At 50.0% G+C, this 23,569-nt stretch carries 21 protein-coding genes; 13 read left to right on the plus strand and 8 right to left on the minus strand.

The genetic code is table 11. The features are described 5' to 3' along the window. Positions 1-288, plus strand: a 288-nt coding sequence (locus ACTG33_RS05295; protein WP_439134152.1) for a host attachment protein, incomplete at its 5' end; no start/stop codon positions are given. Positions 289-344: 56 nt separating this feature from the next. Here ACTG33_RS05295 and ACTG33_RS05300 read toward each other — a convergent pair. Continuing rightward, the gene (locus tag ACTG33_RS05300) at positions 345-2,708 is read right to left on the minus strand and encodes a bifunctional serine/threonine-protein kinase/formylglycine-generating enzyme family protein (protein ID WP_439134153.1); all 2,364 of its coding nucleotides are present in this window, start codon (positions 2,706-2,708) and stop codon (positions 345-347) included. Between the two features lie 19 nt (positions 2,709-2,727). Then, the gene (locus ACTG33_RS05305; protein ID WP_439134154.1) at positions 2,728-3,579 is read right to left on the minus strand and encodes a PP2C family protein-serine/threonine phosphatase; all 852 of its coding nucleotides are present in this window, start codon (positions 3,577-3,579) and stop codon (positions 2,728-2,730) included. Between the two features lie 351 nt (positions 3,580-3,930). Between ACTG33_RS05305 and ACTG33_RS05310 the strand changes: the two genes are divergently transcribed. The 4 genes from ACTG33_RS05310 (at position 3,931) to ACTG33_RS05325 (ending at position 7,787) form a co-directional block, all read left to right on the plus strand. Continuing rightward, positions 3,931-4,854 carry an FHA domain-containing protein gene (locus ACTG33_RS05310; RefSeq protein WP_439134155.1) on the plus strand — a complete coding sequence of 308 codons (924 nt, stop codon included), beginning with the start codon at positions 3,931-3,933 and terminating at the stop codon, positions 4,852-4,854. 153 nt (positions 4,855-5,007) lie between these two features. Further along, complete coding sequence (locus tag ACTG33_RS05315) at positions 5,008-6,210, plus strand: DUF5610 domain-containing protein (RefSeq protein ID WP_439134156.1); 1,203 nt, start codon at positions 5,008-5,010, stop codon at positions 6,208-6,210. Between the two features lie 207 nt (positions 6,211-6,417). Continuing rightward, the gene (locus tag ACTG33_RS05320) at positions 6,418-6,660 is read left to right on the plus strand and encodes a glutaredoxin family protein (RefSeq protein WP_439134157.1); all 243 of its coding nucleotides are present in this window, start codon (positions 6,418-6,420) and stop codon (positions 6,658-6,660) included. Positions 6,661-6,836: 176 nt separating this feature from the next. After that, positions 6,837-7,787, plus strand: coding sequence for a chemotaxis protein (locus ACTG33_RS05325; RefSeq protein WP_439134158.1), 951 nt, complete (start codon positions 6,837-6,839; stop codon positions 7,785-7,787). A gap of 46 nt (positions 7,788-7,833) precedes the next feature. Here ACTG33_RS05325 and ACTG33_RS05330 read toward each other — a convergent pair whose 3' ends face one another. Continuing rightward, positions 7,834-9,831, minus strand: coding sequence for a transglycosylase SLT domain-containing protein (locus tag ACTG33_RS05330; protein ID WP_439134159.1), 1,998 nt, complete (start codon positions 9,829-9,831; stop codon positions 7,834-7,836). Between the two features lie 622 nt (positions 9,832-10,453). Between ACTG33_RS05330 and ACTG33_RS05335 the strand changes: the two genes are divergently transcribed. Further along, complete coding sequence (locus ACTG33_RS05335) at positions 10,454-12,382, plus strand: ATP-binding cassette domain-containing protein (RefSeq protein WP_439134182.1); 1,929 nt, start codon at positions 10,454-10,456, stop codon at positions 12,380-12,382. Positions 12,383-12,439: 57 nt separating this feature from the next. Here ACTG33_RS05335 and ACTG33_RS05340 read toward each other — a convergent pair whose 3' ends face one another. Next, positions 12,440-12,874, minus strand: coding sequence for a universal stress protein (locus tag ACTG33_RS05340; protein ID WP_439134160.1), 435 nt, complete (start codon positions 12,872-12,874; stop codon positions 12,440-12,442). A gap of 238 nt (positions 12,875-13,112) precedes the next feature. Between ACTG33_RS05340 and ACTG33_RS05345 the strand changes: the two genes are divergently transcribed. Beyond that, positions 13,113-13,625, plus strand: coding sequence for a hypothetical protein (locus tag ACTG33_RS05345; RefSeq protein ID WP_439134161.1), 513 nt, complete (start codon positions 13,113-13,115; stop codon positions 13,623-13,625). Positions 13,626-13,675: 50 nt separating this feature from the next. Here the strand turns inward: ACTG33_RS05345 and ACTG33_RS05350 are convergent, their stop codons facing one another. Beyond that, on the minus strand, positions 13,676-14,497 hold the full coding sequence (locus tag ACTG33_RS05350) for a hypothetical protein (protein ID WP_439134162.1): 822 nt from the start codon (positions 14,495-14,497) through the stop codon (positions 13,676-13,678). A 444-nt stretch (positions 14,498-14,941) separates the two neighbouring features. Between ACTG33_RS05350 and topA the strand changes: the two genes are divergently transcribed. From topA to ACTG33_RS05365, 3 genes are all read left to right on the plus strand, one after another. Further along, on the plus strand, positions 14,942-17,626 hold the full coding sequence (gene topA / locus ACTG33_RS05355; RefSeq protein ID WP_439134163.1) for a type I DNA topoisomerase: 2,685 nt from the start codon (positions 14,942-14,944) through the stop codon (positions 17,624-17,626). Positions 17,627-17,910: 284 nt separating this feature from the next. Then, positions 17,911-18,375: a hypothetical protein gene (locus ACTG33_RS05360; protein WP_439134164.1), complete on the plus strand. Its 465-nt coding sequence runs from the start codon at positions 17,911-17,913 to the stop codon at positions 18,373-18,375. Between the two features lie 194 nt (positions 18,376-18,569). After that, positions 18,570-18,818, plus strand: a complete 249-nt coding sequence (locus tag ACTG33_RS05365) for a hypothetical protein (RefSeq protein WP_439134165.1) — start codon at positions 18,570-18,572, stop codon at positions 18,816-18,818. Between the two features lie 114 nt (positions 18,819-18,932). Here ACTG33_RS05365 and ACTG33_RS05370 read toward each other — a convergent pair whose 3' ends face one another. Both ACTG33_RS05370 and lexA read right to left on the minus strand, forming a co-directional pair. Further along, a complete protein-coding gene (locus ACTG33_RS05370; protein ID WP_439134166.1) occupies positions 18,933-19,391 on the minus strand; it encodes a cell division inhibitor SulA in 459 nt (152 codons plus the stop codon). A 98-nt stretch (positions 19,392-19,489) separates the two neighbouring features. Further along, a complete protein-coding gene (lexA, locus tag ACTG33_RS05375) occupies positions 19,490-20,092 on the minus strand; it encodes a transcriptional repressor LexA (RefSeq protein WP_439134167.1) in 603 nt (200 codons plus the stop codon). A gap of 154 nt (positions 20,093-20,246) precedes the next feature. Between lexA and ACTG33_RS05380 the strand changes: the two genes are divergently transcribed. Further along, positions 20,247-20,909, plus strand: coding sequence for a TIGR00730 family Rossman fold protein (locus ACTG33_RS05380; RefSeq protein ID WP_439134168.1), 663 nt, complete (start codon positions 20,247-20,249; stop codon positions 20,907-20,909). A 3-nt stretch (positions 20,910-20,912) separates the two neighbouring features. On the opposite strand, the gene ACTG33_RS05385 is transcribed toward ACTG33_RS05380, so the two are convergent. After that, positions 20,913-21,242 (minus strand): DUF6763 family protein, encoded by a 330-nt coding sequence (locus tag ACTG33_RS05385; protein ID WP_439134169.1) that lies wholly within the window; start codon positions 21,240-21,242, stop codon positions 20,913-20,915. 463 nt (positions 21,243-21,705) lie between these two features. Between ACTG33_RS05385 and ACTG33_RS05390 the strand changes: the two genes are divergently transcribed. Both ACTG33_RS05390 and nagZ read left to right on the plus strand, forming a co-directional pair. Further along, the gene (locus ACTG33_RS05390; protein WP_439134170.1) at positions 21,706-22,344 is read left to right on the plus strand and encodes a TetR/AcrR family transcriptional regulator; all 639 of its coding nucleotides are present in this window, start codon (positions 21,706-21,708) and stop codon (positions 22,342-22,344) included. Between the two features lie 124 nt (positions 22,345-22,468). Continuing rightward, positions 22,469-23,548 (plus strand): beta-N-acetylhexosaminidase, encoded by a 1,080-nt coding sequence (gene nagZ, locus ACTG33_RS05395; RefSeq protein WP_439134171.1) that lies wholly within the window; start codon positions 22,469-22,471, stop codon positions 23,546-23,548. Positions 23,549-23,569: the final 21 nt, after the last annotated feature.

Here is a 23,569-nt window from a genome sequence, read left to right on the forward strand (position 1 = left end):
CAGAGTGCTGGACAGGGGCAGCAGCGCGCAACTGCACCCGAAGTCAGTGCCACTGATCACGAAGCCGATAAGTTTGCCGGTGAGTTGGCGACCAATCTGCGCAGTGCACGGATTGATGGTCGATTCAATCAACTGGTTTTAGTGGCACCACCTGCTTTTCTCGGCCGTTTGCGCTCAGCTATGGATAGCGCCACATCCGGCTTGGTGGTGAAAGAAATCAATAAAAACCTGACCGCGAAATCGTCTCGTGAACTGGAAGAAGAGTTTCAACAACAACGTCTTATGTAGGCGTTGTTATGGATTATCTGGCGTTGTTGTGAATTGTCTGGCGCTGTTATTAAGCTTTAGTACAAATCCACAACAACTCGAAATCCGACATCGTCATACCCCTTTGATGGATCTCGTTTGTCTCGCGAGTAGTTCTTAATTTCTGCAGCCGGACTGTCTTTCGAGCCTCCACGGACACTCTTCAGAGGGCAGCTGTCCAGCTGTATTGCGCTGCCATCTTGCGGCGCGCCAAGGTAGTGATCCTGATAACAGTCTTCGGTCCACTCTGCCACGTTGCCGGAGGTATCAAAGACTGAGAACGGATTGCTGGGATAGCTGCCAATCGGGGCTGTTTTGGCTCGGAAGAAATTGTTGAAATCACTGTCGCAACCACGGCGACAGTTGGCCATTTTCTCGCTGCTGCCGGTCCACCAATAGTCTTCGCTGGTGTTTGCTCTGGCAATGTATTCCCACTCGGCCTCGGTCGGTAAACGGTATTTTCGACCGGTTGCGTCACGCAGCCAGGTAACGTAATCCTTTGCGTCCTGCCAAGTGATGTTAATCACGGGCCGACTGCCTTTGCCCCAGCGGTTGTCGGAGGGCACAGCGCGATCAGTGGCATTGGCAAAGTGCTCGTAATCGGCGAAGGTAATCTCGTATTGGCTGACCGCAAATGGGTTTTGGAAGCGTACCCTGTGAGTGGGCGATGTGGTGCTGTCCCCGGCATTGCCCATCATAAAGCTTCCCGATGGCACAATGACCATAGAGGGGCCTTTTCGACCGTCGGCCAGATCATTGTAAAAGGTGGCGCCAGGTACGGGTGTTTTGCGCAGCGAGACGTTCAACGATTTGTTTTCGTCGGTCAGTTCTACCCACTCTTCATAGAGGTCATAACCTTTACTGTCGACCACAACATGGTAGCGGCCGGGCAGTAAGGGGATGCCGGGATAATACTGCTCACGAATATTCATAATCCGCACCCGTGCGTCAATCGGGGCTGCGTTAACCGTGAGCTCGAAGCGTGGAGGTTCCGGAGTCACTGGCGGTGCTTCTTCGACTGGCAATCCTTCGAGAATGTCCTCGACCATGGGGATGTCGGTTTCTATGGCAGAGGGGACCACCAGCGGCTCTTCAGCTAGCGTTTCCGGAGGCGTTGTTGAGTCGGCATTTCTCTCGGGTTCCGGTTCCAAAAGCTGGTCGTTCACCCAAAGATCAGTAAATTCAGTCGCTGAAATCACTTCCGGTGGAAGGTTGTTTTTAAACGGAACATTAAATCGACTGATGGTCATGCTGACTGCGACCCAGATCACGCTTAATAAAACCGCCAGAGAGACGCCACGCAAGACTTGTCCCAGTCGTTTGTTTTGCACCGTTTGGTAGTGAGCCGCTTTTTGTACCCGTGTGGAAACCACGGTTGCGCGGTCATCTTCTGCGGTTTCGGAGCTTGTGCGAATTTCGGTGACGGTGACATTAGGGTGGCGAAATACGCCTCGTCTGGGCGTCCAGCGCCAACTGAATAGCCACTGACCAAGGACGCTGATCTGGCTGGAGATCGCGGCAAAGCTGGTGAGTATCAGGGCCTTAAACAGCGAGACAATTTGTATGGCTGTAGGCTCTGTTTCGGTGAGGTAGCGTGGGTTGGTGTTATTGCGATTGCCCTGGATGTTTTGAATGGCTTCAACCACTTCACGTCCACGCTGATAGCGATCATCGGGTTCTTTGGCCAGCAGCTTGTTAAGCAGTTGCTGAAATATGGAATACTGTGCGGGCAGCTTGGGGATAGGCGCAGTTAGGTGCTTAATGGCAATGGCCACCGCTTCTTCAGCGCGATAGGGGACACTGCCGGTCAGCATCTCGTAAAAGACCACCCCCAAACTGTACAGATCTGAGCGTCCGTCTATTGGTTTTCCTCGTGCCTGTTCCGGACTCATATAGTGGGGAGTCCCGACCACGGTGCCAGCGTTGGTCATCCGCGACGCACTGCTGACTGTCTTGGCCACGCCAAAGTCCGACAATACAGCGGCGTCGTCCTCGCGGAATAAAATATTTTCCGGTTTGATGTCGCGATGGATGTAGCCTTTTTCGTGGGCATGATCCAGTGCGTTTGCGATCTCTTCCGTGATCCGGAGCGCCTCTGTGGCACTGAGTCCGGAGCTCATTTTGTCATGAACTGAGCCACCCGCCAGATAGTCCATGGCGATGTAGTTCAGGTTTTTATAGCGTCCAATATCGTAGATCGAGACAATGTGTGGGTGCGATAGCTGACCAACAATATTGGCTTCACGCTGAAAGCGCTCACTGAAGACAGGATCTGCGTTCAGAGCAGGAGACATTACCTTCAGGGCGACTTCGCGGCCTACGCTTAGCTGTATAGCCAGGTAGACAGTCGACATACCGCCTTGATTGATTTTGCGAATAATTCGGTAACCGGGAATCTGCATTAACGTTATATTTCCCGGTTCATTTGAGTGTCCAGTAGCCAATCAGCGCGGCGCTGCAGAGCGCCAGACTGTATAGACTGAGATCAATCCAGTCGTTTCCTGTTACCCGTGGCAACCAGTCCCGAAGCTTGTGCAACACACTGCGGGAGAAGAGGGGAGACTCAATAACCTGAACGGTGATGTTGTCATGCCCGCCGTTTTCCATAGCCTGCTTAAGCAGGGCTTGCGAGGCTTCTTTAGGGGTACGGGTGTGGCAGAGGATCTGGGCAATGGTGGCATTGTCGACTTCGTCGGTCAGACCATCGCTGCAGAGAATAATCCACTGTTGCTTTTGCCATTGGCCGCGGACCGTGTCGACCTTGATCTGAGGCGTTTCCAGTGAACCAATACACTGTGTAATGATGTTCTTATCGGGGTGATGGTCAACTTCATCGGGGCCAATGGCGCCCGAGGCCAGCAGCATTTGCACGTAGGAATGATCGACTGTGAGCTGTTCCAGACGGCCACCATCCCTCTCTTCGGTCCACAGGTATGCCCGGCTATCACCAACCCAGGAGACTTGGTAGTCGTTGTCGTCACTGTTAAGAGCAACCACAGTAGACCCCATACCTGAAACGCCTTCGCCTTTATTGGCGGCTTTCAGAACCGCTTTATGAGATGTGACAATGGCGTTTTCCAGAGAGCGACCACGGCTGGAGGCTTCATTAAGGGTGCGCTTGACTATGGCGCTGGCGACTTCGCCTGCCTCATGACCACCCATGCCGTCAGCCACTGCCCATAGACCTTCCTCAGGTTTGCTGAGAAAGCAATCCTCGTTGTTGTCCCGGTAGTGTCCCTTGTCGGTAACCGAGTGGGATTGAAGTGGCGGCATAATCAGTCCGTTAGGTCTCTTCAGTTTTGCTCATGATTTGTGTGCTGAGTAGGGCTCCGGCACTTGTGTCGAAATTCTGTCGTTTATAGTTTTCTGCACATGGCACTGCATGTTTTAGGCACAAGGCGCTGCATGTTTTCTGCGTATTACACTGTACTGAGCCCAGATGAATCTAAACCGATACGAAGGATGACCTAAGTCAGAACAACCCCGCCTGTTTCCAAGATCGTATATTACTGGGATTTGGCAGACAATAAAGTGAATTATTTCACCTAACCTATTGATAGACTAAAGGCTTTTATGCATCATCGAATGCATTTTGAGTTAATTGTAATTGGGGAAATACCGTCTATGCTCAAACTCCGCTTTACCAATAATAAACAAAATGCGGTGTGGCTTGTTGAGCCTAAAGTGACTATTGGGCGCAGTGCTGCGTGTGATCTGGTCATTGATCATGCCAGTATTAAAGATGTTCACGCAGAAATTCGAGTGAATTATGAGCAGTTACACTTCTTGCTTCTCAATGATTCCGATACCACATTCATCAATGGCAAGCCTGTTCCCAAGGGACGGCTGATCATATTAAAACCTAAATACAGCATCCGTATTGGTGATACCGAATTACAGGTTATTGATCCCAAGCAGGAGTCTCAGTCAACACCAACGATTCCCCGCCAAATAGAAAGCACTGGCTGGGCGCTTAAAGCAAATCATTCTGCGTTAGCAAACCGGGTGTTCCCAGTAAAGGCGAAAACTCTGGTTGGGCGTTCCAATGAGTGCGATATCACTCTTGCCGCAGCTCACTTGTCCCGCCGCCACGCTGAAATGGTGGTCAAGGATGGTCTGATGTATGTCAAAGATCTGGGGTCTTCCAACGGTACTTTTGTCAATGGCCAGCGCATTACTGAAGCACGGATTAAGCGTGGTGATGATTTGCGTTTTGACACTCTCAGTTTTGGTGTCATCGGACCCTCGGATGATCTGGATAAAACCACGTTGCGCTCGGTGCCGAAAGGGGGGCCACGCATGGCACCCGCCAGAACTCCTGAATCCGGGGCTGGTGGAAAGTCTCAAGTACCAGCGGGTTCTCGTGAAGATACAATCAGGCGTCACCAGTCGGGTTCCAATCGCAGACCTGCTGCTCAGGCTGCAGCAGCAGTTGAAACCATCGAGCCAACGTCGAAATCGAGTTCTGTGGGAGCCGTGACAGGCCTGTTGCTTTTGCTAGTGATTGGCGGTGGCGCTTATCTGGCGTGGCAAAACGGGCTGATCTGAGCGCGTCGGTATGATCTGGAATTGCACTGCCAATTGAGTTTTGTGCGGCAGTGCACATTCTGATTCATAGTCTTGTCTATGTTTTAGTCTTAAGTTTATTCATCTTTTGCCGATAACGGGATATCAGCCCTGTATCTGGCAGAAGAGGTTTTTGTGTTATCGTCTGTATTACCACAGTCATCGTCGGTATTGAGCAGCTCATCCGCTGTGGACGCTAAGTCCGTCAACTCTAAGTCCGTCAGCGCTGAGCCGTTGAAGGCTGAATCTCAGGTTCAGCATCGTACCAACTCCTCTCCGTCCGCAGTTTTTATTCAATCCGAACGGTATCAGGCTCTTAATTCTCAGGCGTTTGAGCAAAGCCAGGGCATAACATCATCCCGTTCTTCTTCTGCAACAACCGCCTCTTCAGCAACCACTGCCTCTGCTGCGACTGTGGGCGTGGACAGCGCCAGCAGTGCGGGTGAAATCAGTGGCGCTGCTAAGAGAGCTGAACAGGCGTCAGCCGCAGTTCTGGGATTCATAGAGGCTCAGTTGCAGCGTGATACGCAGGATGGAGCGACAAGTGAGGAGTTGAATTCAAGAATTCAGGCGGGGCTGGACGGGTTTAAGAAAGGTTTTTCCGACGCAGCCCAACAGCTTGAAAACATGGGCTTGATGACTCCGGAGCTGAGTGCCGAGCTGCAACTGACATTCGACAATGTGCTGGCCGGATCTGAGGAGCTGCAACAGCAGTTTGTGGCAGGTGAGGGTGTTAAGTCCTCAGAGGGCATCAATACCCACCAGGATTTCAGTTTTCCACTGACAGTTGCTGATGGCAGGCAGGTTGATATTCAGGCAACCAGTCTAAAAAGTGACATCTCTAGAAGTCTGTCCCAGTCTGTTTTGGAACAGTTGCAGAGCGTTGAAGCCTTGTTGGACTATGCCGAAGCCAGTGAACGCTACAGTCTTTCTACAGATGGCTCATTGAGCGAAAGTGATATTGCTTCACTGGGGCATTTACTGGATCAGTTTGCCGGCCTGTCAGAGAGATTTCAGTCAGAGGGAGGCTCAGCAGCTTTCGAGTTTGCCAAAAATCTCGATTATAACAGCGATGAGATTGCCCGTTATGTCCAAAGCATGAATGAACCGTCTGTCCAGCGTGTTCAACAGGCTTATGGCCAGGTTCAACAGGGGGAAAGTCATTTGACTGAGAAGTTGAGACCGCTGGCTACATTTACCCATGGCTTGCAGGAAAGTCGTGCGCTCGCCTCTCACTTCCAGCAGCCAGAAGATCTATTGGTTCAGTTAAGTCAGATATTCGATCCCGAAGGGACGGCAGGGCTTCAGAAACTCACCGCCTCTGCGCTTTCAGATTAGTCGATACCGGGTGTAGTTTTGCCCAAGTATAAGTCTCCTCAGGTGTAGGTCTCTCTAGGTATAGGTCTCCCTAGGTATAAACCTCCCCAGATATAAACCTCCCAAGGTATTAGTCTGCCAAGGTATCACTCTGTCTCCGGTATCTGAGAGAAGCGGGTTTTGTTAAACTTGGAGTTCTTCTCGATGGATTCACACCGGTTTTGAACTATGCAAAAAACTCTCTACCTGTACACAACTTTAGGCTGTCATTTGTGCGAAGACGCAAAAGTTCTGGCTTGGCCAGTGCTTGAGCATTTCGATTGCCGGTTGCAAGAGATAGAAATTGCCAATGACGATGAATTGGTTGAGCGCTACGGAATCCGTATTCCTGTGGTTCGGTTTGAAGGATCGGAGCAGGAATTGGGTTGGCCATTTACTCAGGAGCAGCTCGCCCAACTGTTTACCAGCTAATTTTCCGAATCCCCCTGCACGCTCTCTTTATCCATCAAGCCACTGAATTTAATATCAAATCCCTCGATTCAATATCAAGCGTCTGAGTTTAAGCTTTTTCTGTTTCGGCCGATGACGTTATAGGACACACCCAATTTGTCCTAAATTGAATTTTGAATCTGTCAGGGTCGAGCTTTATGTCAAAACTTTTGCAATCAGTGGATCAGCGCACTCAGCTGGTGGGTGAAAACCGGCTTGAGTTATTGATGTTCAGGCTGGCTGGCCGGCAATTGTTCGCACTGAACGTGTTCAAAATTCAGGAAGTCGTCAATTTACCCAAGCTGACCGCTTTGCCCCACAGTAATCCCCACGTTGTGGGCGTGACTCATTTACGCAATCAGACGATCTCAGTGATTGATCTTAGTGCAGCCATCGGTGGGCGCTCGTTAAAAAATCAGGAGAATTGCAATCTGATTGTGACCGAGTATAACCGCAGTATTCAGGCCTTTTTAGTAGGGGCAGTAGATCGCATTGTGAATCTCAATTGGGAGCTGGTTCTTCCGCCGCCCAAAGGCGCGGGGCGCAATCATTTTTTGACCGCCATTACCCGGATGGATGATGAAATTGTTGAGATTCTGGATGTTGAGCGGGTGCTTGCGGATATTGTTCCTTACGAAACCGACGTGTCGGAAGAGATCCTGGATCATGAATTGGTGGACTACGCGCTGTCAAAAGAGTTGAAGATCCTGATGGCCGATGACTCTATTACGGCTTATCGGCAGGCCAGTGCGACCTTGTCAAACATTGGTATTGAGACGGTGTACCAGCCAGATGGATTGAATGCTTTACGTCATCTGAAGGAACTGACGGAGCAGGGCGTTGATGTCCAGAGTGAGTATCTGATGCTGGTAACGGATGCCGAGATGCCTGAAATGGACGGCTACCGTTTGACCCATGAAATTCGATCGGACCCGGCGCTTAAAGATTTACACGTGATTTTGCATACCTCCTTGTCAGGCAGTTTCAACCTTGCAATGGTCAAAAAGGTCGGCTGTGATGATTTTTTGTCCAAGTTCCAGCCCGATGAACTGGCAGAAAAGGTGCAGGGTTATATGAGAACGCAAATACAATCTGGGCGACTCACGTAACCCGGCATCCTTTCTAGGACGCTCTTTGTTTCAGGGTGCCACGCGTTTAGAGCGTTTTTTGATTTTCTGTCGAGCTTAGCATCGGCGGAATCGTACCGGTCCGATACCCGTAAATCACAGAATACGCGAGTACATTTTGTACGTACTTGCGGGTTTCCTTGAATGGAATAACTTCAATCCAGACATCGTACGGGAGTTGTCCGTCAGAGCGTCTGAGCCATTGCTTCACTCTGTACGGTCCTGCGTTATACGCTGCTGCGGCAAGAATGCGGTTGTCATCAAACCGGTCAAGAAGCTCCGTAATGTATGCGCTACCCAGCAATATGTTGGTATCGGGTTCATAGAGACGGCTTTTGCTGTACCTGACACCAGCTTTGCGCGCAGTTTCCTTCGCCGTTTGCGGCATGAGCTGCATTAACCCCATGGCTCCGGCCGGTGAGCGGGCGGTAGCAGCAAAAGCGCTTTCTTGCCGTGTGATGGCCAGCAGGAGTAGAGGGGATACCCGGTTCTTCTTGGCGGCAGAAAAGTACTGCTGATTGTAGGCAAGTGGAAAGCGCAGCTTCAGGTCGTCCCAGGCTTTGACTGTTGCCAGAGATATGATGGTTTTTTGGTGCCAGCCCCATTGGTCAGTCAGCTTCGCTGCCGCAAGGTGTTCTTCTTTTAGTGTGAATTGTTTCCCCATGTAATACCACTCGCGGTTTGAGTTCAGAAAGTCTCCAATTTCGTAGAGTTCCTTTGCCCGCACCATTGAGGGATTGTTGGTAACCGCTGCGAGAACTTGCGGGGCTGGATTGACCGGAATGTCACCCAGTTTATAAGGGCGATCTAGCTGGTCGGCGGCCAAAAATCCGTAAAAGCTACGCTCGTTTGCCAGACGGTTGTAGATCTGTTGCGGATCATTAGCGCCAACAGCTTTCACATCCATATGCTGAAGTGCACGAGCACGCCAATATAACCAGCGCTCAGTTTCCTGCTCTTCCTGCGATAACTGGTTCAGGTAGCGGTAGACTTGCACCCAGTCCATTCGTTTCAGCGATTCCCGAATTAACCGTTCTGCGACGTAGCCGTCGCTGATTTGCGGCACGCTGGCCATCAGTTTGTCTGCGGCCTCCTGCTTGTTTTTCCGTACAAGCTGTATAGCCAGTTGTTCTTGAATTTTCAGCCGTTTTTCAGGGTTAAATGTTTGTTCGCTGTCGTAATATTGCCACTCCTTTACCGCTCTGACTGGATCTTGGCGGGCGTAACGACTTAGCCCATACAAGATCACATCTTGCATTTCAGAGCTTTGTCCTCGGAAACGGCTGTGTTGTCGAATGGTCTGCGGTGAGTTCCTGAGCTGGAGAGAAAGAGACGCGAGCGCATCGTAAGGGGAGGTCAGTTTTCTCGAGATATACTGCGCGAGGGAGGTTTTCCCGGCATCCAGAGCTTTTTGAAAACGGCTCCAGGCAATGTCCTGCGTCAGCCCGCCGGATTTCATCCATTGGTCAAACAGGTCGTCGCACTCTTTTGGTTGAGATTGGGCAACATCCCATAGTGGGGCAACTTCCTGTAGTGCACTGCGATCACCCTGTTTTAATCGGGCGGACAGAGCCTGACACTGAAGCTCTGTTGAGGTGATATTGGGTGTGTAAAATTCGAGAAACTCAGGCCAGCGGGATTGACGTGCCAGTGATTTTAGCCAGCTTGAACGCAAACGTTCGCTGAGGAATGAATTCTGATTGCTCTCCAAAAAGTGTTTCACTTCGTCCGCGGGACGGCGATCCAGATTTCTTTGAAGCTCATAATAGTCCAGATAAATCACCAACGGGTAAGTGTTTAACCGATCGCGATAGGTTCTGTAGGTTGTGAGTTGTCCTCTTCGCAGCGCGTTGCGTGCTTTTTGGTAATCCTCCCGTTGCTTTTTAAGAACCAGGGCTGCCTCGACTTTTTCTTGCTCAGTCAGCTGTGGAATAGCAGGCGTTGATGAGCTGGTAGCAGTCGAGGCTTTAGTTGTACGAGATGTCGTTTCTTCGGCGAGGCTTGGAGAGATTGGAGTTATGGTCAAAAGGACGCATAAACCTGTCGTCAAAGTTCGCTTTGCCCTCTGCAAAATTGAGGGTGTGCAAGAATTGGGGCAGGAAGGGGTAAGAGAGCTTTTCACGTAATTCAATGGACTCATATACCTATAATTCTCAGAGTCTGGCGTTGTAGAAAGCCGTTTACCTGGCTATGACGTATTAATGTGTTGATTTGCCGGAATGCTGTATTAACCAGGATTCAAACCGCTGTCTTAATTAGAGTCTTAATTAAAGTTTGAGCCGGTGAGCCGGATTGTCTTTATATAAGATGGTAGTTAGAGGTTCGCTACTTGTCAGTTTTCATTATGAGTTTTTATCGGTTGTTATCTCTTGCTGGCGCAGGATTACCTTTGGTGACGAATTGACCAACACAGAGCGTCTCGACCTTGCCTTGCTATAGGCCATCATTCCGGCGAAAAGTTCATCACTATTTTGACGTTTTGTTTATCTGGCGTTATTCGCTGCATCAAGCCAGGTGACTGACCAGTGGGGTGGATGTTTCGTGGCGTAGCAGACCTGCTTTGGCAGGTGCTTCGGAGGCGCTTTGCAGGTAGTATGGCGCCCCTGATCTTCTCAGGTTCCAAATTTCCCGTTCAGGTAGTACGCATTATGTCCTTGATTGAGTTAAAAAATGCCAGTTTGCATTACGGCACCCAAATTTTGCTGGATGGTATCGACCTGTCCATTGATAAAGGGCAAAGGGTTTGTTTGATTGGGCGTAATGGCGCAGGTAAGTCGAGCCTGCTTAAAGTCTTGGCTGGCGATGTATTACTGGACGACGGCAGTGTTTGGCGACAGCCCACTCTCAAAATCGCTCGTTTGGAGCAGGACCTGCCTGAAGCCGATGAATTGAGCGTCTACGATGTGGTTTCCAGCGGATTGAACGAGGCTGGAAAACTGCTGGCCGAATACCACCATCTGCTAGCGCATATCGAAGAGGAGGGAGCGCTGGATAAGCTCGCCAAGGTACAGCAGGGTATCGACAGCCAGGATGGCTGGAGCCTCCAACAGCGGGTAGACACTATTATCACTCGCCTGGAACTACCTGCGGACAAAACCATGGCAGAGCTGTCTGGCGGTTGGCGCCGTCGAGTAGCGCTGGCGAAGGCTCTGGTGATGGATCCAGATTTGCTATTACTGGATGAGCCGACGAACCACCTGGACGTTTTGGCCATTGAATGGCTGGAAAAGCAGGTTCTCGAATTTCGCGGAGCCGTTGTGTTTATTACCCACGACAGATCTCTGTTACAGAGTCTGGCAACGGATATTGTGGAGCTGGATCGAGGTCACATCCGCAGCTGGAGCGGCGACTACAAGAGCTTTCTGGAGTTTAGGGAGCAACAGTTACTGGAAGAAGAGCGTCACAATGCGCTCTTCGATAAGCGTCTGGCAGAGGAAGAGGGCTGGATCCGCCAGGGCATCAAAGCTCGCCGGACCCGTAATGAAGGCCGTGTACGGGCACTGAAGGCCATGCGGGTTGAGCGTTCAGAGCGTCGTGAACGTCAGGGTAATGCCAAGATCGAAATCAACACCGGCGGCCTGTCTGGCAAGCTGGTAGCCCAATTGGAGAATGTCAGTCATCGCTTTGCCGATGACGCGGCTTGGGTGATTGACCGTTTTACTTCCACGGTCATTCGGGGCGACCGGATTGGTTTTATCGGGCCCAACGGTGCCGGAAAGAGTACATTACTGAAGATTATTCTGGGACAGCTGACTCCCACCGAAGGCAAGGTACAATGCGGCACAAATATCGAAATTGCCTATTTCGATCAGTTGCGTGATCAGCTGGATCTGGAAAAGAATGCGGTTGATAACGTGTCGGAAGGTCGGGACAGTATTACCATCGGCGACAGAAGCCGCCATATCATCAGTTATCTGAGTGATTTTCTGTTCACCGGCGATCGGGCCAGAACCCCTCTGAAGGCGTTGTCCGGTGGTGAGCGAAATCGTGTGCTGCTGGCGAAATTGTTCAGCAAACCTAGTAATCTTCTGGTATTGGATGAGCCGACAAACGATCTGGATGTCGAAACTCTGGAGTTGCTCGAAGAAATTCTTGGGCAGTTTGATGGCACGATTCTGCTTGTCAGTCACGACAGGGCGTTTTTGGATAACGTAGTCACCAGCACCATTGCTTTTGAGGGTGGTGGACAGGTGCGTGAGTACGTAGGTGGCTACGAAGACTGGTTGCGACAGGGTGGTAAGTGGAACACAGAGGGTGAGCAGACGGGGCGGGATGTCGACAAGACGCCGTCGGCTGGCAAGGGAGAAAGCCAGGCAGCTGATGCCAACGCCTCTTCTGGGGCTCAGGAACCTCCCAAGACCAAACTCAGCTATAAGCTTCAGCGTGAATTGAATGCTTTACCTGCTGAGATCGAGAGCATGGAACAGAAGGTATCTGAAATTGAGGCTGAAATGGCTGCTCCGGGGTTTTATGAGCAGGAGCATCAAAAGGTGGATGCCGTCGTAGCCAAGCTTGAGGAGGCTCAGGCACAGCTCGAGACAAAGTATGCCCGCTGGGATGAGCTGGAAGCCATGTGAAGCGGCTGGCCTGATGTTGCGGGCCAGCTATATTGATTGTTTTTTAAGCTCAGGCGACTAGTCTTGAACTCTCACTGCCAAGACATCCCGCTTGGCTCCGTGAAGCACGCCGTTTGCTGTTGAGCCCAGTAGCAGCGCTAGTCCTTTGCGTCCATGGCTGCCGACAACAATTAGATCCGCGGAAAGCTGATCGGCGAGCTCATGGATTTCGGCAACAGGTTGCCCGACCAGAACGTTCTGCGCATCAGCAGGAATGTTGTGAGGCTTTGCCAATAAGGCCAGTTGCTCGTTTGCCTGAGTTTGCAGTTGTTCCTGAATCTCGGTGAGATCAACCGGAATGTCGCCACCATAGGCGAAGGTTAAAGGCTCAACAACGTGTACCAAAGACAGTTTGGCATTATTGGCACTGGCCAGTGTGACGGCTCTCTCCAGAACCTGCTTGGATTCCTCGCTGAGGTCAAGACTGACGAGAATTTGTGTGTAGTTGGTCATGATTAACTCCTTGTTTCGCTTTTGCAGTATTTCTCTTCAACGACCGATAAGAGCAATGGATCGTGGACTAAGGCTAATTAGGGTTTAGTTGTTACAATTTATTAACCTGTTTGGTTATAGATAAAGTTCATACTAGACTCATGTTTAAAAAAAAACTAGAGAACATTCCCATCGGCTCAGTCTGCTCTTGCGGATGAGAGCTTTTCGGGGCTACGTTCTCACGAAAGGATAATTGCCCATGTGGATCCCTATCATCATATGCCTGGCTGCAGTGGCGTTAATTCTAGGGCCCATTCTGTTGATGCAGCCCACACCCGCGCAACGTCGGCAAGCTAGTTTGCGTAAATTGGCGATGGATTATGGGTTGCGAGTGCATTTGCAGCCTTATCCTGACGCCGCGGAGGGCGATTGGCACACGAAGACCATTCCAAGCTATTGCCTGCCTTGGGCGGACATAAAGGATGCCCGAAACGCTTGGGTGCTGGTCAAAACAAAGTATGAGCATGGTTTGCATTTTTACGGTCGCTGGGACTGGGATAAGAAAGCTGACCGCGTCCAGTATGACTCCCTGAAACAATGTCTGGATACTGTGCCAGAGCGTGTGATTGCAGTCTCCTCTGGTCCCCAGGGACTGTGCTGTTATTGGGATGAACGTGGTGGAGAGGGTGTCGTTGGAGAAATCGAGGACTGGCTTAAACAGGCCTCGTCAAAGCTTTCGGTTTCAGCGGCTTCAGCGCCCGCCAACGAGTGATTTGGTGGCATGGCGAGCGAGCTGGATATAGCTCAGCCACGCCGTATTTGTCAGGCGCGCAGGGCGTTCTGTTTGTCAAAGCTCAAAGACTCTTCGGTGTCTTCCTGGTCGGGAAAGGATGCGTTGATGAAAGCACTTTGATTTGATTCTTCTCCAGGGTTTAGGTGGGTTTCAGGCATCAATCGTGGCGAAATCGCGCTGCGATTGTTATTTAACATCTCAGAGACTTCCTTGATGAATTCATGCCGTCGCGTGTCTGGATGTGACGATTGAATCAGCAATTGCTGAGCTTTTTTATAAAACGCATGAGCGGACAGCAAGTCTCGTCTTCGTATCGCTTTGTGTCCTTGTCCTACATGGGAAATCACACCAATCATCAGGTGAGCCCAGTTCAACTCCAATAACAATAGATTCATATCTTCGAGGGTGATTTTCCCTCGATTCTGCTGGCGTTTAATGATGATCCCGGCTTCTTCCAGCGCTCGTTGTGAACGTGCAATTTGAGCGTCACTGTTTCTGAGTCGGTCAATGGGGGGACGGTCAGAGAGTGTGGATGGATTTTCAAATTCCTGAAGTCGCGCCAGAGCAGTTTGATGACTGGCTTGCAGGTGCCCCGCATCGGGGTTTGCTTCTTTCATTGCCAAGACTCTCTCGAGAATTTCGTCATTGAGTAGTTTGGCTATCATCGGCTTTTCTGTGAGCTGATTGACTTCCAGCACAAGCTCTTCCATATCTTGAACCTGAAAACGCATTTGACGAAGCTTCTGCTTCAAAATGCGCTGGCGATTTTCTCGTTCGTTCACAATGCTGACAACCACAAGGGAGCCTACAGCAAGTGCGCAGAAAATAACCAAATAGGATAGTGGAGACATAGTTGAATATCTTTGAATTAAATTTCCCCGATACCTGTAGTAACGGCCTGAGAGCAGGGATCTTTAGAAGTGTCGATAGGTAAATTCCCCAGTCATTCTGAAAGACGGGTCTTTTCAATCCACCTGAAACTGTGCTATCTGTAAAAAAGAAGGGCTTTTCAGGGGCTTCGAAAGACAGGGAGCGACAGCTTGAAAACTATCCTGAAAAGTAAGAAGTGGAAGCCTGGGAGTATGAATTAACCTCAGAAATTTGGTTTTTTCGACTTTTTGCACTTAAATCCACAAGATGGCTTGACCCTCGGAGGGCAAGCAATTATACATGCGCATCCCGACAGGGTCGGTGTTCAGTTGGATAACTGAAAATCAGGCCATAATCGAATTGCAGTGAAGTTAATGGTTAACGGCAGTTATAAACCGGTAACTGAGTATTAATAGAAGGAAGATATGGGCAAATCCTTAGTTATTGTTGAATCCCCCGCAAAAGCGAAGACAATCAACAAGTACCTCGGCAGCGATTTCATTGTGAAGTCGAGTGTTGGCCACATCCGGGATTTGCCGACCAGTGGTGGAGCAAAAAGCACGGTGGACCCGAAAGAGCGGGCTCGTCAGGCGGCCATCACCCGCAAGTTGTCTCCTGAAGATAAGGTCATTCACAAGCGGAAAAAGGCCAAGGAACAGCTGATCAAGCGTATGGGGATCGACCCTGAAAACGGTTGGGCTGCCCACTATGAGATTCTTCCTGGCAAAGAGAAAGTTGTTGAAGAGTTAAGAAAGTTGGCTGAAAAAGCCGACACCATCTATCTCGCGACGGATTTGGATAGAGAAGGGGAAGCCATTGCCTGGCATTTACAGCAGGCTATTGGTGGTGATGAATCCCGCTATCGTCGGGTGGTGTTTAACGAAATTACCAAAAGCGCTATTCAGGAAGCGTTTAAGCAACCGGGACCCATCGACACGAACCGCGTGCATGCTCAGCAAGCACGTCGTTTTCTAGACCGTGTTGTGGGCTATATGGTTTCGCCGTTGCTGTGGGAAAAGGTTGCCCGTGGTTTGTCTGCTGGCCGCGTGCAATCCGTTGCTGTGCGTTTGGTGGTAGAGCGTGAGCGTGAAATCAGAGCTTTCATCCCGGAAGAATACTGGGATGTCTTTGCCGATCTGAAATCAGCGGGCGGAGATGATGTCCGTTTTGAGGTGAGACGTTGTAAAGGCGAAGCGTTTAAGCCGCTTAGTGAAAAAGATGCCATGGCTGCCGTGGAGGCACTGAAAAAGGCCTCTTACAGCATAACGGCGCGTGAAGATAAGCCCACCAAGTCCAAGCCCGGTGCGCCTTACATTACCTCCACTTTGCAGCAAGCGGCGAGTACTCGCCTGGGATTCAGCGTCAAGAAAACCATGATGCTGGCGCAGCGTCTTTACGAAGCTGGTTACATTACCTACATGCGTACAGACTCCACTAACCTGAGTAAAGAAGCGGTTGAAAACTGCCGTGAATTTATTCTGGAGCAATTTGGTAAACCGTATTTGCCGGAGTCCGCTAACAGCTATTCGAGTAAAGAGGGCGCGCAGGAAGCTCACGAAGCGATCCGTCCCTCTGCCGTTACGACCAAGCCGACACAATTGACGGGCATGGAACGTGACGCCGAGCGTTTGTACACATTGATCTGGCAGCAATTCGTCGCCTGTCAAATGACACCTGCGGAGTTTACCAGCACCTCTCTGACAGCTTCTGCCGGTGACTATGAACTGAAGACTCGCGGCCGCGTTATCCGCTTTGATGGTTTCCTCAAGGTTCAGCCACCTACGGGTAAGAAAGACGACGATGTTGTTTTGCCAGAACTTGCCATTGGCGATGCCATGACGCTGAAGGAAATCGATCCGAATCAGCACTTCACTAAGCCGCCTGCTCGTTATTCCGAAGCCAGCTTGGTGAAAGAGCTTGAAAAACGAGGCATTGGACGTCCATCAACCTACGCTTCAATCATTTCAACCATTCAGGATCGGGGTTACGCACACGTTGATAAACGTCGTTTTTACGCCGACAAGATGGGTGATATTGTCACTGAGCGACTGACCGAAAGTTTTACCGAGTTAATGGATTACAGCTTCACCGCCAACATGGAAGAATCGTTGGATGACGTGGCCGATGGTAAAGTCGAGTGGCACAACCTGTTGGATCGCTTCTATAAAGACTTTTCAAACACATTGCTGAATGCTCAGAATGACGAAGGTGGAATGCGTCCCAATGAGCCCACCGAGACGGATATTCCCTGTACCACTTGTGGTCGTCCTATGCAGATCCGGACAGGAACAACGGGTGTATTTCTGGGGTGTTCCGGATATGCACTGCCGCCAAAAGAGCGTTGCAAGTCGACCATGAACCTTGTGTCCGGAGACGAAGCCGTCAATGCGGACGACGATGATGAGGCGGAATCCAAACAGTTACGCAATAAGCGCCGCTGTAAATTGTGTAACACCGCAATGGATAGCTATCTTCTCGATGAAAGCCGAAAATTACACATTTGTGGTAATAATCCGGACTGTCCCGGATTTGAAGTGGAGAAAGGCGCCTTCAAACTGAAAGGTTATGATGGCCCTGTGCTGGAGTGCGATAAGTGCGGCAAGGAAATGCAACTGAAAACCGGTCGTTTCGGTAAGTATTTCGGTTGCACCGGCGAGGATTGTAAAAATACCCGTAAACTTTTGAAGAGTGGCGAAGCGGCACCTCCGAAAATGGATCCGGTTCCAATGCCTGAGCTCGAATGTCAAAAAGTAGAGGATCACTACATTTTGCGAGATGGGGCCTCTGGACTGTTTTTGGCTGCCAGTCAGTTTCCGAAGAATCGCGAAACTCGGGCGCCACTGGTGTCTGAGTTATTGCCACATAAAGCGGAGATCGATCCCAAATACAATTTTCTGTTTTCCGCACCGACAGAAGATGATGACGGCAACCCAACACTGGTTCGCTTCAGCCGAAAAACCAAAGAGCAATACGTTCAATCGGAGATTGAAGGTAAAGCAACTGGTTGGAAGGCGTTCTACGAGAACGGTGGCTGGGTTGTGACAACCAAGGGCAGCAAAGCCAAAGCTCCGGCGAAAAAGAAAACAAAAAAGAGTACGAAAGCCAGCTAGTATTTAGTGTGCTCAAAGAATCAAAAATGGCGCCATGGGCGCCATTTTTGATTCTGAAGGATGATTTCAAGTCCCAGGTGTCTGTGCAGCTTTTATAAAACACAGTCAGTCTGCCGGCTTCAGGCTTAGTAGAATTGGATACTTCAGGCAAGCATTTGTGTATGCCAAAACATTTTCAAGTAAGGGATTAGGAAAAGTTTGAGAGCTAACCTCTGAAGTATTGGTTCGGTCGATGGAATATAATAGATCCTAATCTTTTTACCGGATAGATGTGAGGGTAAATCATGAGCAATCCTTATCAGTCTCGAGTTCAGCAAAAACTCTCCCATTGTCGAATGACTGTGCAATGGCTTGAGACTGCAAGTAATATCGGGCGTCAGGAGGAAGAGGCACTGTTACAAGGTGCTCTGATTCACCTGGCCGTAGCCTGTCGTTTATATTTAAGAGAGCTAGGGCATAACCTGGCGGTGAAAAGCCCGGAACGGATATTCCAGGTTTGGGATTTGGTGGATGCATGCCCTGAAGGGGCCGGGGTTGAGGAGCTCAAGTCCCAAGAGTGGATTGCGCCTCTTTTTATGGCAGAACGGCATGTCCTCAATCCGTCTGTAAGCGCTTCCAGTCCCCAGTTGATTGCAATGGATGCATCTGCAGCCCAGACAGAAGAATTATCTCTGGAGCGAGTAAAGCGCTATCTGACGGCATTGTCAGGCCTGGTTGAGCGTCAGCGTCAGTCATTCGAGGAATATTGATTTAGGTGCCTGTCGTCTAGTAGACCTTTTGATGGCCTGTGGCTTGACACTCAGGTCGGGGCCAGCAATTGGAATTCCATCTTGGATAAATGTTACAATGGTTCAATACACCTAATTGCATTGGCTTGGACAGACAGGGCAGAAACCTGCTGATCAACTCCTTTCGCATGTTTTTCGAATTTTTTGGAGTTGTTATGTCTTCCGCCCTGTACGAAATAGTCGAGCTCGCTGACGGAGGTGTCGGTTTGCGTCGCGCGGGAGAAGACGAAAGCGAGCCTTTGGTGTGTATCAAGTTTTCAAAAGAAGCGGAAGATTTCCTGAAAGACGCTCGTTTTGATGTTGTAAAGGCAATGATTGAAGCAGGGCTGGAAACAGTAGGGGATTTGGCTGAGCAGAACTATGCTGAGTTTGAACTTGAACCAGAGCAGCGTACACTTCACTGAGTTTTTCCATTTCTGGTCTTTTCTGGCCCTGGAACTCTGTCCGGGCTTAAAACTTTGAAAACCTGTCGACCTCCTTGTCGAATATTCCTATCTCGTTCACTTATACGATGTCGCTTAGCGGTAGCGGATCAGCAATGCGCGGCTTTCTCCTGCCTGTGCAGCGGTTTCCAGATGATGAAAACTGTTTTCGTTCAGCTCATTCAGTGTGGCAATGACCGTGTGACTGGTGCCTGTATTCAGAGCCTCCCACAGGATCCACCGAGTGGATTCATCTGATTGACTGCGAATAATTCGAACCTTGTCTGTATCAACACCGTAACTGGCTAATTCGTCGCGATTCACCGGTGCATCGGTAATCCAGGTGATCCAGCGTTCTGCATTACGACTTAAGTGGGCAAGCATGGGGAGTAGCAGCATTTGTGCGTCGGGACTGTGTTGGGTTAACACCAGCTCAGTAATTGACGAGGTGGCCGCTGCTGCTTGTGGTTGTGCCTCAACAGGATGAAACGGACCCCGATTGGCGGTGCCCGGGGAGGCGTTAACCTCAGGTTGAAGTTGTCTTGCTATAGGCATGATGTTCTCCAGTCTTTGTTTCATCGTTTGTGCTGTTAAGGCGTGGTACCACTCTCTGGCAACCCGGTTATCTCATTTAGGTCGGGTTTGGAGGTGTTTTAATCCCTGCGGATAACGCCCACGCTAAGGCCCTCAATGGCGAAATCCTGATCTTTCAGGTCAACCTCGATAACATTAAATTCTTCGTTTTCAGGGTAAAGCTCTATCTGGTGCGAGCCGCGCTTTCGTTGATAGCGTTTAACCGTAACTTCATCTTCTATGCGGGCAACCACAATATCGCCATTGCGAACCTGATCGGTTTTGTGCACTGCAAGAAGATCTCCATCCATGATGCCGATGTCTTTCATGCTTTCACCGGTGACACGCAGTAAAAAGTCGGCAGTAGGGGAGAAAAAGTCATGCGGAATGCTGCAGTACTCTTCGATGTGTTCGGTAGCTAAGACCGGGCTACCGGCAGCGACGCGTCCGACGATAGGAATACCTGTAGTTTCTTCCGGCAAGCGAATGCCGCGAGAGGCCCCGGCGACCATTTCGATGGCGCCTTTACGCGCCAGTGCTTTCAGGTGCTCTTCGGCAGCATTGGCTGAACGAAAGCCCAGTTCTTTGGCAATTTCGGCGCGAGTCGGGGGATAGCCGGTCTCTTCAATGTTGCGCTTGATCAGGTTGAGAACTTCTTCCTGCCTGGCGGTGAGCTTAATCATAAGAATTTGCCTTTCCTGATTTTTTATACAGTGACTGTGATTATATACAGTGAATGGCGCTGTGCAAGTTTTTTTAGCAAAGTTAACTATACTTAGAGTAAAGCCTGCGTAACCCCTTGTTTTACCGAAGGTTTAGTTGCGCTAAGGAGGTTGTATGCTAGATGCAAAAATGCCTGAGGCGTGGCGTGTGTTACGGATTCAGTCTGAAGTGGTGGATGGAATTGAGCAGCTCATCAAGATTAAAGGTGCTGTAACCATCTTTGGGAGTGCCCGTTTTAAGGAGGGAACCCAGTATTATCAGCTGTCTCGAGAGTTAGGGCAGCTATTGGCAGAGGAAAAGATTCCGGTTATTACGGGTGGTGGCCCAGGTATCATGGAAGGGGCTAATCGAGGTGCGTTTGAGGGTGGAGGTGCTTCAGTAGGCCTGAATATTACGCTCCCCAGAGAGCAGGGCGCTAATCCCTACCAGAATGTCAGTCTCACTTTCCGTTACTTCTTTGTCAGAAAGTTTTTGTTTGTGAAAAATGCAGTCGGGTTTGTAATCTTCCCCGGTGGATTTGGTACGCTCGATGAACTCTTTGAGGCATTAACACTGGTTCAGACTCAAAAAGTAGAGCCGTTTCCGGTTGTGTTGGTAGGAAAGGCCTATTGGTCAGGTCTACTGGAGTGGATGAAAACGACCATGGCTGGCCACCAGTGCATTGATAGTGAAGAGCTGGATCTGTTTACTGTAGTCGACAGTGTCCAGGAGGTGCGGGATATCCTGATGGATCATATCGCCCGCAGAGCTGAGCTGCAGGAGGGCAGTTCATCGTAGCGGTTAAAACTCTTCTGATCCCTGAAACAGGTCTGGTTCAATTTGGCTGAGAGGGTCGTTCCAGTTACAGGGGTTAAGGTTTGATTCGTCATTCCAGCTGTTTGGCATCGACATTTCAAAGGCTGCGCTGGCATCTTCAGGGGGAGAGGCGGGCACCAAGACCATTTCTGGCCAGCTTTCCAGATCCACTTCACCCACTTCACCGTCGTGGTATTGGATCTCTACGCTGCCAGCCTGATAGTCGATGGCGACAACTTCAAAATAAAGGTTTTCAACGATGTCCTGGTACCATTCCCCAATGATGGCAGGGCAGATTGGGTTTACTGAGGCCATTGAGTGTTACCTTCCTTTTTGTGATTCTGCTCTTCGATAGACGTCTGTTTCTTTATTAATCTCTGAGAATGTAATCAAAACATACCTGCTTGAGAGGCGTGTTGAAAGCCTCCCGTTTCAACCTGATTTCTCACTGTTTTGAAGGTGTGCTCAGTGTAATTTTCAACAGATAGGTTAAGCCCTTCATTTCTATAGCGTTTTCAGTTTCACTCTAAAAGGGACTCGCTGGTTTTACATCTCAGAGCTATTCCGGCTGAGTTGCAGAGAAGAAATTGGTCTAAAAATTTGACGCAAAAATCATTTGTGTGAAAGCTGTTTTGTCATGATTTATCTTGTTTGGTCTTCTGCAGGATAGGGCGCCACTATGGTTGGATTTGTAAGTTTGGCGCCTGCTCTTGGCTTGACATCAATATCGTCTAAACGTATGTTCCAAAACCCTGTTTGAATGATGGAAAGGACGGCCATGAGCCAGCCGGATACGATTACACGAATACTGGATGCCGCTGCTGCACTGTTTGCCGAGCGGGGGTATGCCGAAACCTCTCTGAGAACCATCACTAGTACAGCCAATGTGAATTTGGCTGCTGTGAACTATCATTTTGGTTCGAAAAAAGCCCTGATTCAGGCTGTCTTTGCCCAGTTTTTGGATCCCTTCTGCGAGCGGCTTGATGCAGAGCTGGACCGTCAGCAGGCCAAGAACGAAGGCCGTACACTGACGGTGGATGAACTCATCAACATTCTCTATTCCACGTTGCTGAATTCTATGGATGGGCTGGGCGAGTCACCAAACCAGTTTATGCGCTTGTTGGGATTGGCTTATACCCAGTCTCAAGAGCATCTGCGCCACTTTATTATTGCCAATTACGGCAATCATTACTCTCGCTTCACAGGTTTATTGCGTGAGGCAATGCCTGAAGTCAAGCCGGAAGTGTTTTATTGGCGCCTCTATTTTATGTTGGGTGCGTCGGTCTTTACCTTGTCCAGCTTTGATTCAATCAGCAGTATTCTGAAAGCCGACTTTGATAAAGACAGTACAGTCGATGATGCGGTTGGTCTGCTGATTCCTGCCGTCACTGGTATGCTGAACAGCGCTGATGTATAGGTTGGTTGTCAGGTTTTGTACTGCGGGTACAAAGCCGACTGATAACCTCGCATCATTAATTGTTTCCCAATACTGCTATTCTCGCCGTCTGCTCTTGTCGCACTGAAGTTTTAAGAGGTTCCCCATGACATTAGGCCCTGTCGTTCTGGATTTGCTTGGTCCTTCCTTACTACCCGAAGAAAAAGATCTCCTGCGACATCCCGCTGTAGGAGGGGTGATCCTGTTTGCTCGAAACATTGAAAACTACACTCAGCTGGAATGCCTGGTAGCCGATATTCGCGCCGTGCGAGCTGAGCTGCTGATTTGCGTGGATCAGGAAGGTGGCCGGGTCCAACGTTGTAAGGACGGATTTACTCGCTTGCCTCCCATGCAGCAATTCGATCACTTGTATGAGCAAGATGTCGATGCGGCACTGGCTTTGGCGATGGATTGTGGATGGCTATTAGCCTCGGAAGTCCTGGCAATAGGCATGGATTTCAGCTTCACGCCAGTCCTGGATGTGGATGACGAATTTTGCAGTGTGATAGGCGACAGGGCATTTTCCGCTGATCCGGCCCGTGTGGCTGAACTGGGGAAGGCTTTTATTGCCGGCGCCCGAGAAGCTGGCATGGGTGTTACCGGTAAACATTTCCCCGGACACGGTAGTGTTCGGGGGGATAGCCACCTTGAATTACCCGTTGATCCCCGCCCCTTGAGTGACATTCAGAAAAAAGACCTTAAACCTTTTGTTGATCTGTCGTCCGAATTGGACGCCGTGATGCCTGCGCATATTGTGTTTCCAGAAGTTGATAAAGAGCTGGCTGTGGGATTCTCCCCCATCTGGCTGAAAGACATCTTAAGGGATGAGTTGGGGTATCGCGGGGTGGTGTTCAGCGATGATCTGACCATGGCCGGTGCGACCCAGATGGGTAATTATGTTGAAAGGGCAGAAGCCTCCCTGAATGCGGGTTGCGACATGGTCTTGGTGTGTAACAATCGCGAGGGCGCGCAATCTGTGCTGGATCAACTCAGCCCTGATCTGTATTTTGCCGGAGTGGCCGATCGTGAGTCCATGCGAGCGCGCAAGCACCCGTCCAGAGCTGAATTGCAGGCCTCTTCCCGCTGGACTAAAACCGCAGAAGCTTTGACCTCCTTGTTGCCGGATGCTGCAGCCATGGCTGTTGATCCTACCAGTCCCGGCGCTTCACAAAACACCGAATCTTAACCGTTAATACAGGAACACCTT

Origin of the sequence: Pseudomaricurvus sp. (assembly GCF_965662505.1) — a bacterium.
In the GTDB taxonomy this organism is placed as follows: Bacteria; Pseudomonadota; Gammaproteobacteria; order Pseudomonadales; family Cellvibrionaceae; genus Pseudomaricurvus.

Bases quoted from the DNA above. Each gene is read 5' to 3' on its own strand.
- ACTG33_RS05360 (WP_439134164.1), top strand. From the start codon at position 17,911: ATGAGCAATCCTTATCAGTCTCGAGTTCAGCAAAAACTCTCCCATTGT.
- ACTG33_RS05370 (WP_439134166.1), bottom strand. From the start codon at position 19,391: ATGCCTATAGCAAGACAACTTCAACCTGAGGTTAACGCCTCCCCGGGC.
- ACTG33_RS05320 (WP_439134157.1), top strand. From the start codon at position 6,418: ATGCAAAAAACTCTCTACCTGTACACAACTTTAGGCTGTCATTTGTGC.
- ACTG33_RS05345 (WP_439134161.1), top strand. From the start codon at position 13,113: ATGTGGATCCCTATCATCATATGCCTGGCTGCAGTGGCGTTAATTCTA.
- lexA (WP_439134167.1), bottom strand. From the start codon at position 20,092: ATGATTAAGCTCACCGCCAGGCAGGAAGAAGTTCTCAACCTGATCAAG.
- ACTG33_RS05350 (WP_439134162.1), bottom strand. From the start codon at position 14,497: ATGTCTCCACTATCCTATTTGGTTATTTTCTGCGCACTTGCTGTAGGC.
- topA (WP_439134163.1), top strand. From the start codon at position 14,942: ATGGGCAAATCCTTAGTTATTGTTGAATCCCCCGCAAAAGCGAAGACA.
- ACTG33_RS05385 (WP_439134169.1), bottom strand. From the start codon at position 21,242: ATGGCCTCAGTAAACCCAATCTGCCCTGCCATCATTGGGGAATGGTAC.
- ACTG33_RS05340 (WP_439134160.1), bottom strand. From the start codon at position 12,874: ATGACCAACTACACACAAATTCTCGTCAGTCTTGACCTCAGCGAGGAA.
- ACTG33_RS05380 (WP_439134168.1), top strand. From the start codon at position 20,247: ATGCTAGATGCAAAAATGCCTGAGGCGTGGCGTGTGTTACGGATTCAG.
- ACTG33_RS05325 (WP_439134158.1), top strand. From the start codon at position 6,837: ATGTCAAAACTTTTGCAATCAGTGGATCAGCGCACTCAGCTGGTGGGT.
- nagZ (WP_439134171.1), top strand. From the start codon at position 22,469: ATGACATTAGGCCCTGTCGTTCTGGATTTGCTTGGTCCTTCCTTACTA.
- ACTG33_RS05305 (WP_439134154.1), bottom strand. From the start codon at position 3,579: ATGCCGCCACTTCAATCCCACTCGGTTACCGACAAGGGACACTACCGG.
- ACTG33_RS05335 (WP_439134182.1), top strand. From the start codon at position 10,454: ATGTCCTTGATTGAGTTAAAAAATGCCAGTTTGCATTACGGCACCCAA.
- ACTG33_RS05300 (WP_439134153.1), bottom strand. From the start codon at position 2,708: ATGCAGATTCCCGGTTACCGAATTATTCGCAAAATCAATCAAGGCGGT.
- ACTG33_RS05310 (WP_439134155.1), top strand. From the start codon at position 3,931: ATGCTCAAACTCCGCTTTACCAATAATAAACAAAATGCGGTGTGGCTT.
- ACTG33_RS05390 (WP_439134170.1), top strand. From the start codon at position 21,706: ATGAGCCAGCCGGATACGATTACACGAATACTGGATGCCGCTGCTGCA.
- ACTG33_RS05365 (WP_439134165.1), top strand. From the start codon at position 18,570: ATGTCTTCCGCCCTGTACGAAATAGTCGAGCTCGCTGACGGAGGTGTC.